This window comes from Marinilabiliales bacterium, assembly GCA_007695015.1.
Lineage (GTDB): Bacteria > Bacteroidota > Bacteroidia > Bacteroidales > PUMT01 > PXAP01.
Map to the genome: position 1 here is coordinate 20,131 of REEN01000019.1, position 16,057 is coordinate 36,187.

Annotated in this window: 12 protein-coding genes; 5 read left to right on the forward strand and 7 right to left on the reverse strand. The window is 46.5% G+C overall.

Features of this window, described 5'->3' with window-relative positions; all coding sequences use genetic code 11:
• Nucleotides 1-180 precede the first annotated feature (180 nt).
• The 4 genes from EA408_00595 (at nucleotide 181) to EA408_00610 (ending at nucleotide 6,353) form a co-directional block, all read left to right on the forward strand.
• Nucleotides 181-3,996, forward strand: coding sequence for a hypothetical protein (locus EA408_00595; GenBank protein ID TVR75257.1), 3,816 nt, complete (start codon nucleotides 181-183; stop codon nucleotides 3,994-3,996).
• 116 nt (nucleotides 3,997-4,112) lie between these two features.
• A complete protein-coding gene (locus EA408_00600; protein TVR75258.1) occupies nucleotides 4,113-5,327 on the forward strand; it encodes a hypothetical protein in 1,215 nt (404 codons plus the stop codon).
• A gap of 78 nt (nucleotides 5,328-5,405) precedes the next feature.
• Nucleotides 5,406-5,906 (forward strand): 2-C-methyl-D-erythritol 2,4-cyclodiphosphate synthase, encoded by a 501-nt coding sequence (locus EA408_00605; protein ID TVR75259.1) that lies wholly within the window; start codon nucleotides 5,406-5,408, stop codon nucleotides 5,904-5,906.
• An 81-nt stretch (nucleotides 5,907-5,987) separates the two neighbouring features.
• On the forward strand, nucleotides 5,988-6,353 hold the full coding sequence (locus EA408_00610; protein ID TVR75260.1) for a CoA-binding protein: 366 nt from the start codon (nucleotides 5,988-5,990) through the stop codon (nucleotides 6,351-6,353).
• Between the two features lie 83 nt (nucleotides 6,354-6,436).
• On the opposite strand, the gene EA408_00615 is transcribed toward EA408_00610, so the two are convergent.
• The 6 genes from EA408_00615 to EA408_00640 form a co-directional block, all read right to left on the reverse strand.
• Nucleotides 6,437-6,832 carry a hypothetical protein gene (locus EA408_00615; protein TVR75261.1) on the reverse strand — a complete coding sequence of 132 codons (396 nt, stop codon included), beginning with the start codon at nucleotides 6,830-6,832 and terminating at the stop codon, nucleotides 6,437-6,439.
• 45 nt (nucleotides 6,833-6,877) lie between these two features.
• The gene (locus tag EA408_00620) at nucleotides 6,878-8,890 is read right to left on the reverse strand and encodes a urocanate hydratase (protein TVR75262.1); all 2,013 of its coding nucleotides are present in this window, start codon (nucleotides 8,888-8,890) and stop codon (nucleotides 6,878-6,880) included.
• A gap of 158 nt (nucleotides 8,891-9,048) precedes the next feature.
• Nucleotides 9,049-9,828, reverse strand: coding sequence for a hypothetical protein (locus EA408_00625; protein TVR75263.1), 780 nt, complete (start codon nucleotides 9,826-9,828; stop codon nucleotides 9,049-9,051).
• Nucleotides 9,825-10,931, reverse strand: coding sequence for a Nif3-like dinuclear metal center hexameric protein (locus EA408_00630; GenBank protein ID TVR75264.1), 1,107 nt, complete (start codon nucleotides 10,929-10,931; stop codon nucleotides 9,825-9,827). The genes EA408_00625 and EA408_00630 overlap by 4 nt, the downstream gene beginning before the upstream one ends.
• Before the next feature lie 143 nt (nucleotides 10,932-11,074).
• Entirely contained in the window at nucleotides 11,075-11,410 is a 336-nt protein-coding gene (locus tag EA408_00635; protein TVR75265.1) for a MerR family transcriptional regulator, read from the reverse strand.
• Nucleotides 11,411-11,420: 10 nt separating this feature from the next.
• Nucleotides 11,421-12,401, reverse strand: coding sequence for a M23 family metallopeptidase (locus EA408_00640; protein TVR75266.1), 981 nt, complete (start codon nucleotides 12,399-12,401; stop codon nucleotides 11,421-11,423).
• Nucleotides 12,402-12,551: 150 nt separating this feature from the next.
• Between EA408_00640 and EA408_00645 the strand changes: the two genes are divergently transcribed.
• Nucleotides 12,552-15,179: an alanine--tRNA ligase gene (locus EA408_00645; GenBank protein ID TVR75267.1), complete on the forward strand. Its 2,628-nt coding sequence runs from the start codon at nucleotides 12,552-12,554 to the stop codon at nucleotides 15,177-15,179.
• Nucleotides 15,180-15,186: 7 nt separating this feature from the next.
• On the opposite strand, the gene EA408_00650 is transcribed toward EA408_00645, so the two are convergent.
• Entirely contained in the window at nucleotides 15,187-16,056 is an 870-nt protein-coding gene (locus tag EA408_00650; protein ID TVR75268.1) for an iron-regulated protein, read from the reverse strand.
• Nucleotide 16,057: the final 1 nt, after the last annotated feature.

Consider the following 16,057-nt stretch of genomic DNA (forward strand, 5'->3'; position numbering starts at 1 on the left):
TGCATGTTGTTTATATGTCTGAGTTTACGGAAATCAAGGCTTTAAACCTATTACGACAATAATAGCAAAATTGTTTCCGTTTAAACAAATATTTTGTCAAATTTATCGCCATATCCGGAATAGCGGGCGCATAGCCACGAACCAAACCGGCCGGCGTTTTTCATAAATCATTGTACCGGTATGCCAAGATTCCTTATATTTCTTTTGTTCTTGCTTTCACTGCCGGTTTACTCCCAGCCTCAGAATCAATCAAGACAAATCAGCTGGCCTTCATCCCAAAACCTGTCCGATACCACTGAACAGCCTTCCGGTATCATAAGGCAGGAGCCTTATTCCAAAATTGAATGGATCGGATCGACTGAGGGAGAAGCAAGAACGCCGGTATACAACGAGCTGCTCAGGGTGCAGGGGATATCTCCCGGGTACAAAGCCGAACTGACTGATATGAGATATGAGGATCCCGGTGACAATGAAATGGCCGGATTGATTAATGTTAACGAACTATCCGACGAAATAATCATTACCCAGGAGTGGAATGTTACGCGCCGTGAACCTGTCCTGAATATATCATTTATACCGGTAAGGCTGAACCGGGCCACCGGAAGACCTGAGAAACTGGTCTCTTTTACATACCGCTTTACCCGCGAAGAACCAGTTAAAACAGAAATTGCTTCCCCGGCAAGGAGCTATACCTGGAATTCGGTATTAAGCAGCGGAAACTGGGTGAAAATTAAGACAACCAGCGACGGGGTATACAAGCTGACCTATGAAGATCTTATTGAAATGGGAATTAATTCCCCGCAAAATGTAAGGATTTTCGGGAACGGCAACAGGAAGCTCCCCAAGATGAACAACCGGCCCAGGCCCGATGACCTTATTGAGAACCGTATATACATGAGCATCGCTTCCGGCAGCACATTTGGTCCCGGCGACTACATTCTTTTTTACGGTCAGGGACCGGTAAGCTGGAATTTCAATGAAGCATCAGGACTTTTTGAACATAATATCCACCCTTACTCAGACGGGACCTTTTACTTTATAACATCGTCCGCATCGGGTAAACCCAGAATTACAAAAAAACCCCGGCAGGCGGGCACACCCTCCTCGGCAATAAACGAGTTTGACGATTATGACTTTCACGAGAAAAACAATGTTAACCTCCTTAAATCAGGCAGGGAATGGTTTGGTGAACATTTCAGGGTAGTCAGAAATTACAATTTCTCTTTCAGCTTCCCCGGTATTGCAACAGGGAGGGAGGCAACCGTCAGATGGAGGGCGGCAGCGAGGTCACCGGTTTCTTCTTCCTTCAGCATCACAGCCGGCAACGGTGAATCAGACCAGATCATAATGCCCCCTGTAAGCATTGGCAGCGTTATCTCCGATTATGTATCTATAAGGGAAAGTACTTTCAATATGGCAGTCCGGGGATCAGACATCGAGCTCAATGTAAGTTACAGTCAGCCCACCCCATCGGCTGAAGGATGGCTCGATTACCTGCTGATCAATGTCAGAAGGTCACTCAGAATGACCGGAAATCAGCTTCATTTCAGAGATACCCAATCGGTCGGCGATGGCAGCATATCTGAGTTCAGGATCTCCGGCAGTAGTTCCGGGGTCAGGATCTGGGACATAAGTGACCCTGCAGATATTTCTGAGCTTGAAACAGATTTTTCAGGAAACGTGACGACCTTCACTGATGAGACAAGCCGGCTCAATCAATATATTGCCTTTGATAATACCGGTTTTTCCGCGCCGGAAATAATCGGCACCATACCCAACCAGAACCTTCATGGTATAAGATCTGCCGATATGGTAATAGTATCGCACCCTCTTTTCCTCAGCCATGCCAATAAGCTCGCTGATCACCGCAGGGTGCATGATAAGCTGGAGGTGGTGGTGGTTACGCCCGAAATGATATACAACGAATTTTCATCAGGAATGCCCGATGTTTCGGCTATAAGGGATTTCATGAAAATGCTGTATGACAGGGCTGATGATGAAAGTAATATGGTCAGGTACCTTCTGCTTTTCGGAAACGGCTCCTATGATAACAGAGCGGGCAACCCCTCGGAAATGAATTTCATCCCGACGTACCAGTCCCCCAACTCCATCAGGCCTACACAGTCCTTTGTAAGCGACGACTTCTTCGGACTGCTGGATGATGACGAAGGTGAGTTTACAGGGCTCATGGATATAGGAGTTGGAAGGTTGCCGGTTACAACGGCAGACCAGGCTCAGGCCGTACTGAGCAAAATAATCGGTTACAACACACCTGACAAAAAGGGTGACTGGCAGAATGTTCTCTGCTTCATTGGTGATGACGGCGATAATAATATACATATGCGGGACTCCGACATTATTGCTCAAGGTGTTAAAAACAATTATCCGGTATACAATATTGACAAGATATACCTGGATGCCTGGCCGAAAATAGGAACTTCTCTGGGACAGAGGTATCCTGACGTGAACCGGTACATAGCAGAAAGGATACGCAGGGGAGCCCTGATTATGAATTATATGGGTCATGGAAATGAACTCAGGCTGGCCGACGAGAATATTATTGACATTAACGATGTGATGTCGTGGACCAATCGTGACCGGCTCCCGGTATTCATGACCGCAACCTGTGAATTCAGCCGTTTTGACAATCATGACCGTACAAGCGCCGGCGAAATGCTCCTGCTCAACCCCAACGGCGGAGCAATAGCACTCTACTCAACCACCAGGCTGGTCTATGCCACACCAAATTTCTTTCTTAACCAGAATTTCTACCGCTTTGCACTTGATATTGAACAGAACGGTCGCGAAATGAGACTTGGTGACATAATGAGACTCACCAAAATAAATTCCGGTACGGGCATAAACAAAAGGAACTTTGCGCTTCTTGGCGATCCTTCAATGAAAATGGCAATTCCAAAGCACAGTGTGGAAATTACCTCGGTCAACGGCATGCCGGCATCAGGTGAGCCTGATACACTAAGGGCCATGGGTAAAGTAAGCGTTACAGGAGCAATTAAAGACGAGCTGGGCAACCACCTGGAAAATTTTGATGGTTTTATATACCATACAGTATACGACAAGACCACCCTGAACACAACGCTGGGCAATGATGGTGCCACACCCTTCAGCTACAGGATGAGAAACAACATTATTTATAAAGGAAGGTCAACCGTATCAGGAGGCAGTTTTGAATTCAGCTTCATCGTACCGAAAGACATTGCATATCATTTCGGTAACGGCAAAATAAGTTCTTTCGCCAGCTCAGCGACCAATGATGCCTCGGGGTATTTCAAAAACATTATTGTCGGAGGATCAGACCGGGAGGCAAAAGAAGATCAGGAAGGGCCGGAAATTAAACTTTACATGAATGACCCCAATTTCGTACCGGGTGGTATAACCAATCAGAGCCCAAGACTTCTTGCTTTTCTGACCGACAGCAGCGGAATAAACACCATGGGAAGCAGTATAGGGCACGATATCACCCTTACGATGAACAACGACCCTTCAACGCAGATAATATTAAATGACTATTATGTGGCGGATACTGACAGCTATCAGAGCGGCACCATAGAATACCCGTTTGAAAATCTTGAAGAAGGCAGCTACAACATCAGGCTGAAAGCCTGGGATGTCTTCAACAACTCATCTGAGGCTTCTCTCGATTTCAATGTTACCGGATCTGACAAGCTGACCCTCAGAAATGTATTTAACTATCCCAACCCGTTCACACAGCACACCTCATTCCACTTTGAGCATAATCATCCGGGGACCGGACTTGATGTGCTGATCCAGGTTTTTACCGTTTCGGGAAGGCTGGTTAAAACAATTGAGAGATCAATAAATACTACCGGTTTTAAACCCGACCCGATATCCTGGAACGGACTTGATCAGTATGGCGACCGGATAGGCAGGGGGGTATACATTTACCGGCTGCGGGTCAGGACCAGTGAAGGAGAGATTGCAGAAAAATATGAAAAACTTGTTATACTAAAATAGGGTTTAGATCGGTTATTAATTGAACATAATCCCGCAGCCTGGTCCAAAAAAAAGGATCGTGGCTTCAGTGTCCAATTTTATTATATTTTTGTAACATTAAATAATCAAGACCTGATATGGCTCAAAAGTCTGTTGTACTGCTGGCATTGCTGATGTTGTTTTGTATCCCGGGACCTGCAATCCCGCAGGATGTAGATGATGATTATGATTTATCCGGTAGACAGCTTAATCTGGTACCGGTAACAATGATGTTTCTCACCATAACACCTGATTCAAGGGCCGGGGCATTAGGTGATGCCGGTATTGCAACATCTCCGGATGTATATTCCATGCATGTGAACCCGGCAAAATACGCTTTCATTGACAATGATTTCGGGGCGGCATTCTCATACACGCCATGGCTCAGAAACCTTGTCCCCGACATAAATCTCGCCTATCTTTCAGGGTATACCCGGATAGATAACTCGCAGGTGCTTGCAGCTTCACTCACCTATTTTTCGCTGGGAGAGATAATATTCACAAACCATGCAGGTCAGTACGACGGTCAGTTTACTCCAAACGAATTTGCATTTGATGTTGCCTACTCGCGTTTGTTTTCTGAAAACTTCAGCGGCGGACTGGCTTTCAGGTATATCAGGTCGGATATAACAGGTGGTCAATATGTCGGGGGTACTGCCACCAAGGCTGCATGGGCGTTTGCAGCAGATGTTTCGGCATATTACAGGAATAATGTCAGGGTGTCGGACCTGCCGGGTGAACTCGGACTGGGCATGAACATTTCCAATATAGGGAACAAGGTTACATACGGTGATGACCAGAATCCCCAGTTCATCCCGATAAACATGGGAATAGGCAGCTTTCTCCAGCTGGAACTTGACCCGTACAACACCCTTGCCTTTGCACTTGACCTTAACAAGCTCCTGGTGCCAACCCCCCCGATATATTCCCAGGAGCAGGACGAGAACAATAATTTTATAATTAAAAAGGGAATGGACCCGAATGTTTCGGTACCGATGGGAATGCTTCAGTCCTTCTATGATGCACCAGGCGGCTGGAGGGAGGAACTGCGGGAGATATATTATTCTTTTGGAATGGAGTACTGGTACCTTAACCAGTTTGCCATCAGGGGAGGGTATTATCACGAGCATGAAACCAAGGGCAACAGGAAGTACTTCACCACAGGAATTGGATTGAAACTGAATGTTTTCGCACTTGACGTCTCCTATGTCATCCCTGTTTTCAGGAACCACCCTCTTGCCAACACCCTCAGGTTCTCCCTTGCATTTGATTTCGAGGCGCTTCGACGCAGCCGGCCCCAGGAGGCATTCTGACAGCAGAAGGAAAGCAATATCAATGAGCTGATGTCATTACCTTAAAAAGTTTCTGCAAAATGATAAACTCTGTCTGACATGCATATAAGATGCGGCTTAGGATATGATGTTCACCAGCTGGAAGAAGGCAGAAGGCTTATAATAGGAGGAGTTGCAATACCGCACTCAAAGGGATGCATTGCCCATTCAGACGGTGACGTACTTCTCCATGCCGTTTGTGATGCATTGCTGGGTGCAGCTTCACTTGGTGATATAGGTACCCATTTCCCCGATAACGACAACACCTATAAGGATATTGACAGCAAACTGCTGCTGAGCCAAACCGTTGATCTTGTTTCAGAGAAGGGATACCATACAGGCAATATTGATTGTGTTGTGACACTCCAGGAACCCAAAATAAAGGACTATATAACCGCTATGAGGAAGGTTATCGGAAATATAACCGGTGCCGGACCGGAGAATGTTTCGGTCAAGGCAACCACAACCGAAAGGCTTGGTTTTGCAGGAAGGGAAGAGGGAGTGGCAGCATGGGCTGTTGCAACAATTGTCCCCAAAAGCATGGGCACTCCCGGGCCATGAGAGAATTAGCAGCCATCATTGCCATTTGCCAAAAAAAAATTATTTTAGCCGCACGTTAATAAGTTCACACACATAATATACATGACAGAGAAAAAAACGTTGGTGCTGGGTGCAAGTCCCAATCCGATAAGGTTTTCATACAAAGCGGTAAAGAGTCTTCAAAGGTACAATGTACCTGTTGTGCCGGTGGGGATAAAAAAAGGTGAAATAGGCGGGATTGATATCATTACAGACCGCCCCCATATGGACGATATCCATACCGTAACCATGTACGTGGGCCCGGCCAGGCAAAAGGATTACTATTCCTATCTTCTTTCATTGCAACCTTCAAGGATAATTTTCAACCCCGGCACAGAAAACAGTGAGTTCATGGAAATGGCCAGAAAAGAGGGTATTGAGGTTCTTGAAGACTGTACACTGATAATGCTGAACGCCGACAGGTACTGAACAGAAACAGGTTCATGGCCTTATCCAGCTCATTTCACCGGTCATCGAGGTGGCTTCCCCCGGTATTAGCCCCCCTGGTTATCTCACTGCTTGTTAAAAACTGCTGTATAATCCTCGCCGTCAACCCTGTAGTTCCAATTGATCCTTCGCATGTTTGATGTTGCCGCTCCGCTGCCGCTGACCCGGAATGTACCTCCGCGGCTTTGAACAGTCTGATGCTCTATTGTTAGCGAAAGTCCGACAACATCTGCAATGACCTCGGCCCGGAGATCAAGGTTGGAAAAGTTGCCGATGATTATCCTGCTGTCATCGCCCGGGTAATAGTCAATGCCCACCAAAAATGTCTGACTGCCGAAAGCTTCACTCTCTTCCGTAACTCTCCACGTGCCTTCCAATGAGCGGGGGCCGAAAATTTCGTCATCACATGAGGCAAAGGTCACTGCAATTAATACCAGCACCGGCAATACCCGTATTCTCATTGTTGTGGTCTTATCAGATTAATCATCATAAACGTTTATCACTGATCACCCCTGCAGTCCGTCAAGCAGGTCATCACTGACCAGGTTGGGCATTGTGACCCTGAGCAGCTGATTTTGTTCCATTTCACGCTTTATTGCATGCATGGCCCCCTCATTTCTTGCCCAGCATCTTCGGGCAATACCGTTACTGACATCCCAGTGCAGCATCATTTCCAGACGCCGGTCAGCCTCAGGCGAGCCATCCAGCACCATCCCGAAACCACCGTTGATCACCTCACCCCAGCCTACACCGCCACCGTTGTGAAGAGAGACCCATGTGGCACCCCTGAATGCATCGCCAATAACATTATGTATCGCCATATCGGCTGTAAAGGATGAACCGTCATAAATGTGGGAGGTCTCCCTGAAGGGTGAATCTGTTCCGGAAACATCATGATGGTCCCTGCCAAGAACTACCGGCGCCGATATTCTCCCCTCCCTGATCGCTCTATTGAAGGCTGAGGCAATTCTTATCCTGCCCGTTGCATCTGCATAAAGAATTCTGGCTTTTGATCCTACCACGAGATTATTTTTGCCTGCCTCCTTTATCCATAAAAGATTGTCTTCAAGCTGCGTCATGATATCTGCAGGAGCCGACCTGATAATATCTTCCAGCACCCCGGCCGCAATCGCATCAGTTTCCTCAAGGTCTTTGGCAAGTGATGAAGTGCAAACCCATCTGAAAGGCCCGAAACCATAGTCAAAAAAGAGCGGCCCCATAATATCCTGAACATACGAGGCATACCGGTAATTACCAGAAGCGTCAAAGACATCGGCACCAGCCCGCCCGGCCTCAAGCAGGAAGGCATTCCCGTAATCCCAGAAATACATTCCCTCTTGCACCAGGGCATTGACAGCCTCTACATGGCGCCTGAGCGAAATACGCACCATCTCCCTGAATTTGCCGGGATCAGTTACCATAAGTTCGTTTGCCTCTTCAAAACTTATGCCTGCCGGATAATATCCACCCGACCAGGGGTTATGGAGCGAGGTCTGATCTGATCCCATCTCAACAGGGATCTTGTCCTGCACAAGCTTTTCAAGCAGGTCAATTACATTTCCGCGATAAGCAATGGAAACAGACTCCATTTTTTTTCTGGCGTCCATGGCACGACTTACGACACTGTCAAGATCATCGTAAACCTCGTCAACCCATCCCTGGGAGTGCCTGATTTCTGTTGCCCTGGGATTCACTTCGGCTACAAGGCAGATCCCTCCGGCAATTACTGTTGCCTTTGGCTGTGCACCCGACATACCTCCAAGACCACTTGTCACGAATATTTTACCCCGCAGGTCACCCTTCATATTTCCGGAGATACGCCTGCCTGCATTCAAGACTGTTATCGCGGTGCCATGCACTATTCCCTGGGGGCCTATATACATGAATGAGCCGGCTGTCATCTGGCCGTACTGACTGACACCCAGCGCATTCATCCTGTCATAATCCTCCCTGGATGAATAGTTGGGAATTACCATCCCGTTGGTTACGACAACCCTGGGCGCTTCAGGATGTGATGGGAACAGGCCCATAGGGTGGCCCGAGTAGAGTACCAGGGTCTGATCATCTGTCATAGTCGCCAGGTACTGCATGGTGAGAAGGTACTGAGCCCAGTTCTGGAAAACGGCACCGTTCCCGCCGTAAGTTATCAGCTCATGCGGATGCTGGGCAACCGACCTGTCAAGGTTATTGCTGAGCATCAGCATTATCGCAGCAGCCTGAACTGATCTGTGAGGATAATCGTCAATTGAGCGCGCCGATATCTCATATGCGGGCATAAAACGGTACATGTAAATTCTGCCGTACTTTTCAAGCTCTCCGGCAAACTCCTGAGCGAGTACGTTGTGGTGGCGGGGCGGGAAATACCTCAGGGCATTCCTGATTGCCAGCCTTTTTTCACCTTCGCTGAGGATCATCTTTCTGGCAGGGGCGTGGTTTACATCAGGATCAAAAACCGGATCGGGTGGCAGATCCTTTGGTATGCCCTCAAGAATCATTTTTTTGAACTCTTCACTGGTCATAAGGCTATTTTTTCCCTGCGAGCGAAATTAGCATAAAAAAACCGCACTCCATCGGATGAAGTGCGGTTTTATTAAATTACCGCAATGCTATTACAGTAGTTCGGGATTATTCCATTGCAACATGATTGTTGTGCCTATGCCGTAACATCTGCCGGCTCTTATTCAGGAGCTGCTTCAGAGGTCATTATCTCACTGTCTACCAGTATCCTCCCACAATATTCGCAAACAATGATCTTTTTTCTTGATCTTATATCAAGCTGTCTTTGGGGGGGTATCTTGTTGAAGCATCCTCCGCAGGCATCCCTCTCAACCGTCACAACGGCCAGTCCGTTGCGTGCATTTTTCCTTATCCTTTTGTAGGCTGTGAGAAGCCTTGGTTCAATAAGATCCTCAAATTTATCAGACCTGGCATTAAGCTCCTCCTCCTCCTTCTGCGTTTCTGATATTATACTGTTAAGCTCATTCTTCTTATCTTCAAGATCTCTTGACCTTTCTTCAAGTAACAGACGTGCTTCCGCTTCCAGCTGTTTCTTCTCTTCAAGCTGCAGGGCAAACTCCTTGATCCTCTTCTCCGACAACTCAATCTCAAGGGTCTGGAATTCGATCTCCTTTGACAATGAATCATACTCCCGGTTGTTCCGCACATTCATCTGCTGATCCTGGTATTTCTTTATCAGGGCCTGTGCATCAACAATTTCATTCTTTTTATTCTGCACCGAGGCTTCCATCTCCTTCATCTCCTCAAGAATATTTGCAAGCCTGGTCTGAAGTCCCTCTAACTCATCTTCAAGATCCTGTACCTCAAGGGGCAGTTCACCCCTTAGTATTTTGATTTTATCAACCTCAGAATCAATCATCTGTAACTCATAAAGAAACCTCAGTTTTTCCTCTGTTGTTCTTTCTGCCTGTTCCTGCGATTTTTTTGTGTCGGTTGTCATAGCCAGTAATGAATGGGATTTGTGTTAATTTCTGAAAAATGAACCGCAAAGTTAGGTATTTTTTTTGTAATCAGCTCATGAAATATTTCCATAGTAAACTGTTCGCTCTCATAATGTCCGATGTCAGCTATCATCATCATGCCATCAGCTTTGAAAAAATCGTGGTATTTAAAGTCCCCGGAAACAAAAACATCTGCTCCTGCTGCCCGTGCAGCATAGGTAAGCGAACTGCCGCTCCCGCCGCACACTGCGACCTTTTTTATATCATTATCCGGAAAGGCAGTATGTCTTATAGCTGCTGATTTAAGGTTTTCCTTAAGCATCGCCATAAAATCTCCGGGTTTCATGGCCCCGGCAAGATTACCGGTAATCCCCATCCCTGCCCTTTCGTACCGGTTACCAAGATGGTAAATATCGTAGGCAACCTCCTCGTAGGGATGAGCCTCCAGCATCGCAGAAACAACCTGCTTTTCCAGATATTCCGGGTAAATTGTTTCAATTCTCAGCTCCTTTTCAAAATGCAGGGAGCCTGCCCTCCCGGCATAGGGATCGGTATTCTCACTCCCCCTGAAACTACCTTCCCCGGTTACATTGAAGCTGCACTGGTCATAATCGCCGATCTGACCGGCACCGGCTTTGAAGATTGCCTGCCGTACTGCCGGAGCATCTTTTACAGGGACAAATACAACCAGTTTTCTTAAAATCCCGCTTACAGGCGATAAAATACGCTGTTCTGCAAGTCCTATTTTGGAGGCAAGCCGGCTGCTTACCCCACCCCATACACTGTCAATATTCGTGTGGGCCGAATATATTGCTATGTTTTTACGTACAGCTTTCAGCAATATCCGGCCTGTGGTAGTATCTCCGGTCAGCTTCTTGATCCCGCCGAAAATGAGCGGGTGATGGGATACGATCATGCCTGCACCTTTCGCGACAGCTTCATCAACCACCTCTTCAGTAACATCAAGACATAAAAGCACACCACTGGTTTCCTGTTCCCCCTCGCCCACCTGCAACCCCGAATTGTCATACGATTCCTGTAAAGGAAGGGGAGCAAAATCCTCAATAGCCCTTAATATTTCTTTTACCTTCTTTACCTTCATTATAAGTTCTTATGGTTGTAACTGAGTGAACGGGACCGGCACTTAACGGTTCCGGCAATACCCTGGCGCATATTGCCGGATTATAATAAAGCGGCATGGGGTTAAATCATAAACAGTCCGGAATAGCACAGGAACCAACCGGTTTACAATCCTTCTTTTATTTCCAGGAGCATCCCTTTAACCTCCTTAAGGATCCTTACAAGTTCGAAATTTTTTACCGTATTTTCCCTGTTTTCCCTGATCTTCTTCTTGGCCCCCTTCAGGGTCATTCCCCGCTCTTTAACCAGTTCATGAATAAGGTAAAAATTATTTATGTCTTCAATGGTAAAAAACCGGTTACCCTTCTTGTTCTTCTTTGGTTTTATAATATCGAACTCCTTTTCCCAGTAACGGATAAGAGAGGTGTTCACATTGAACATATCAGCAATCTCGCCGATGGAGTAATAGAGCTTTTCAACTTTTTTTTCTTTGTAGGGCACGGTAAAATAATTAATAACCCATGAATGAACCTCCTTGCATTGACATCTCGATCATTGCATCAAACTCCTCGGGTGAGAGATCACCGTAGAAATAATTGACGGGATCAACAGGACGGTTATTCTTGATTACCTCATAATGCAGATGTGGTGCTGTTGATGCGCCGGTATTTCCAACAAGCCCGATAACATCCCCCCGTTTAACTTCCTGCCCCCGCCTTACCAGGACCCTGTCCAGGTGAGCATACCTTGTCCGGTACCCGTATCCATGATCAATGTCGACAAAAGTACCGTAACCCCTCCGTGACCTGTCATTTATCACACGCGCAACCACGCCGTTTCCGGTTGCATATACATCAGTCCCCCTGGGAGCAGTAAAGTCCATCCCTTCATGGAACATACGTATTTTATATATCGGGTGAATTCTCCAGCCCCAATAACCTCCGATTCTCCTGATATCCCTGATTGCAACCGGCTGGATTGAAGGAATACTTGCAAGCATATCTTCTTTGTTCAAGGCCAGGTCTATTACCTCATCATATGAAATGGACTGGACATAGAGCTGCTTCTTCAGGATATCAATCCTTCTTGCTGTCTCAATTATAAGATCGCTGTTCTCGTAACCCTCAAGTTCCGTATATCGGTTTACACCGCCAAAACCGGCTGTTCTTATCGATTTTGGTATAGGGTCGGCATTGAAAACGATACGGTAGATATTGTCGTCCCTGTTTTGAATATCATCCAGTACGTAGCCTATCTGATCAAGTTGCTTGTTGAGGATCTCATACTGCAGATTAAGCTGGTTTACCTCCCTCTTAAGCACCTTTTCCCTTGGAAGATCAAAAAAATAGCTGAATACAAGAAGATAAAGAACCGCTAAAACAACACTGGCAGAAAAATATGCAAAGAAGCTGAAGAATTTATCCCTGAACGAATGACTTATCCTGTCATACTGTAAAGTCTCGGGATTAAACCTGAATTTTTCCTTTGCCATAGAGCTGATTTTGAAAAATATAACCGGAAATTTCTATTCCAACCAACAAATCTAATTGAAATAAACTAATTTTACAACAGGTTTTTTAATAAAAATAACATATAAATTGATCAAAATAACACATTCCATCTCTTTATAAAGTAACATTTTATGAATTCCAACCATCTCCGCACCCTTTTTCTGGACTATTTCAGCAAACAAGATCACAGGATCCTTCCCTCCGCCCCCATCGTTGTAAAGGATGACCCTACCCTTATGTTTACTAATGCAGGAATGAACCAGTTCAAGGACTTTTTCCTCGGCACCAGGCAGCCTGAATACCCCAGGGTTGCCAATTCTCAGAAATGCCTTAGGGTTTCCGGCAAACATAATGACCTTGAAGAGGTTGGTCACGACACCTACCACCACACAATGTTTGAGATGCTTGGTAACTGGTCGTTCGGCAATTATTTCAAAGAAGATGCCATACGGTGGGCATACGATTTCCTCGTCAGAGAGTTACATATTCCTTCTGATCGCCTGTATGCAACAATATTCGAAGGCAGCAGCGAAGAAAACCTTGAAGAAGATACAGAAGCCGGAGAATGCTGGAAAAAGTATCTTCCGGCTGACCGCATTTTGCCGGGAAGCAAAAAGGACAATTTCTGGGAAATGGGAGAAACAGGACCTTGCGGACCCTGTTCTGAGATACATATTGATATCCGCCCGGAGAAAGAGAGGAAGGCCCAGCCAGGTTCAGAACTCGTCAACCGCGAACACCCCCTGGTAATTGAAATCTGGAACCTGGTATTCATCCAGTACAACAGGAAAGCCAACGGAAACCTTGAACCACTTCCGGCAAAACATGTAGACACCGGTATGGGGTTTGAAAGGCTTAGCATGGTGGTACAGGGTAAACAATCCAGCTACGATACAGATCTCTTTCAGCCACTTATCAAAAACATATCGGAAATTACAGGTTTTAAATACGGATCGGGCGATAAAACCGACACCGCCATGAGGGTAATAGCAGACCATCTGCGCACCCTTTGTTTTTCGATAGCTGACGGGCAAATACCCTCCAACAATAAGGCCGGATATGTGATAAGACGAATCCTGAGACGCGCCATAAGGTACGGATTCAGTTTTCTTTCTCAGACAGATCCTTTCATTTACAAGCTTGTCCCTGCACTTGTCAGCATAATGGCTGATGCATACCCTGAACTAAAAGCTCAGCAGGGCCTTATCGAAAAGGTGATCGAAGAGGAGGAGAGCGCTTTTTTGCGGACACTGGACACCGGTATAAAGATGCTTGACCAGATGACCGCAACTTCAGCCTCAAATATCCTGAACGGGAAAAACGCCTTTATCCTTTATGACACCTATGGATTCCCTCCCGACCTGACAGAGCTGATCCTTCGGGAGAAAGGGTTTTCATTTGACAAAAAGCAATTTGATGCTGAGATGGCGGCACAAAAAAACCGGTCAAGACAGGATGCCAGGATTGAGGCAGGCGACTGGATCATTCTGGACAAAACCACCGAAAACGATTTTACCGGTTACGACCAGGTGGAGGCAGAGGCCAGGATTTCACGCTACCGGGCAATTAGATCAAAAGGACGGAACCTCTTCCATCTGGTTTTCAACCGAACCCCTTTCTATGCAGAAAGCGGCGGACAGATAGGTGATACCGGATTTCTCACAGGCAACGATGAGAAGATTAAAATACTGAACACCATAAAAGAGAATGAGCTGATAATCCATATAACCGATAAATTACCCGCAGACCCTGAAAGTACATTCAGGGCCATTGTCGACGAACGCAGGAGAAAGCTTACTGCCAACAACCATACAGCCACTCATCTCCTTCACGATGCGTTGAGGAAAATCCTGGGTAACCACGTGGAGCAGAAGGGATCCCTGGTACACCATGACTATCTCCGGTTTGACTTCTCACACTTCCAGAAACTCAGTGATCAGGATAAAAGCAAAATTGAAGACGAGGTAAACTACAGGATAAGGGAGAATTTACCCAGGGAAGAAAACCGCAGGATACCTTTCAGCGAGGCAAAGAAATCAGGTGCTATTTCCCTTTTCGGGGAAAAATATGGCAACGAGGTCCGCACCATCCGTTTCGGCAACTCAATTGAATTGTGTGGAGGCACCCATGTTGAACGTACCGGACAGATAGGGCTGTTCAAGATCACTTCTGAATCGGCCATTGCAGCAGGTATCAGAAGGATTGAAGCAGTTACCGGTGCGAGGGCAGAAAAGTGGGTAAACGATCATCTAAACAAACTGAACCAGGTTAAATCCCTTTTAAAAAGTCCGGACGACCCTGTAAAGACCCTGGAGCAGCTTATCAAAGAAAAAGCCCGGCTTCAAAAAATGGTTGAAGAGCTTAACAAGGGCAAGGCTGCCGGACTTAAGTCCTTGCTGATTAAAAATGCTGAAAAACAAGGCAATATAACCATCATTGCCGGGATGGTTGATGCAGATTCTCCCGCGTCACTCAAAGATCTCGCATTTCAGTTAAAAGGGGAGGTTCCCGGACTTTTCCTGGTGCTTGGCGCGGAAATTACAGGAAAAGCACACCTGGCAGTGATGTTAGCTGAGAATATTGTAAAGGAGAAAAACCTTAAAGCTAACGAACTTATACGTCAGGTCTCACCCTACATTCAAGGAGGCGGAGGGGGACAACCATTTTTCGCCACCGCAGGGGGCAAAAATCCTGCAGGTCTTGACAAAGCTATAAAAGAGATCACCCATCAGGCCAGGATAGCTTCAGGCCTGCAATGATACCTCTTCAGTATGTCCGCGTCATGGTCTCCGGCACCACTATAATAAAGTTCGCACGGCCTTCGGCACTTTCATCAAGTGTGCCTGTTTCCTTCTGAAGGGTTGTCGAGACAGTCACAATATTCAGTCCGGGATCCCGGCGCGTAAGGTACCAGTATATCCCTTCAAAATTATCGGAATGGTATGTTCCGTGAAAATGGATCAACAACCTTCCGGGCTCATGGTTCTCAAGCATGAAGTGGGCCATTGTGGCATCCTTTATCGCCTGGGCCTTTGGCAGGTTCTCCCCTGCATGTCCCATACCGCCGCCACTCATCTCCAGCATAGCGCTGTACCCTGGAAGATCCGGATCATATTCAACAGGAAGAGGAGCAATGTAGCCAAGAGCCTGGGACCCCAGTTGTTCAAGGGCCTCAAAACCTCCACGGAAAACCATATTGGCATATCTGCGTGGAATATTGGAAGCAATAAATGGAATTGAATTTTCCTTTGCAAACTCAACCAGTGGTTTGTAATCGGTTCTGTAGTTTCTCCAGAGCTTCGCCTCATCCTCAAACCTGCTTTCCGATATAAGGCCCCGGAGATACTCATCAAGTATTAATTGGTTGTCAGCCTCAAACATCTCTGCTGCGAGCATAATACGGCCATCCAGGGCGCCATGAAGGTCATTTGTAACCTCATATTGAAGCCAGTGGGATATCGGATTGTCGTGCAGCTCTCCGAACAGCAGTATATCGGCACCGGAGATCGCCCTCATCATCCTTCGGTAACTTACCTCACGGCCCTCCTCATTGTATATGACATAGGCCGGCTTATGCCTGTCAAATCCAAGGAAGATTGATGACAAGGCGATGATCAGGATTATCGATTTTATCATG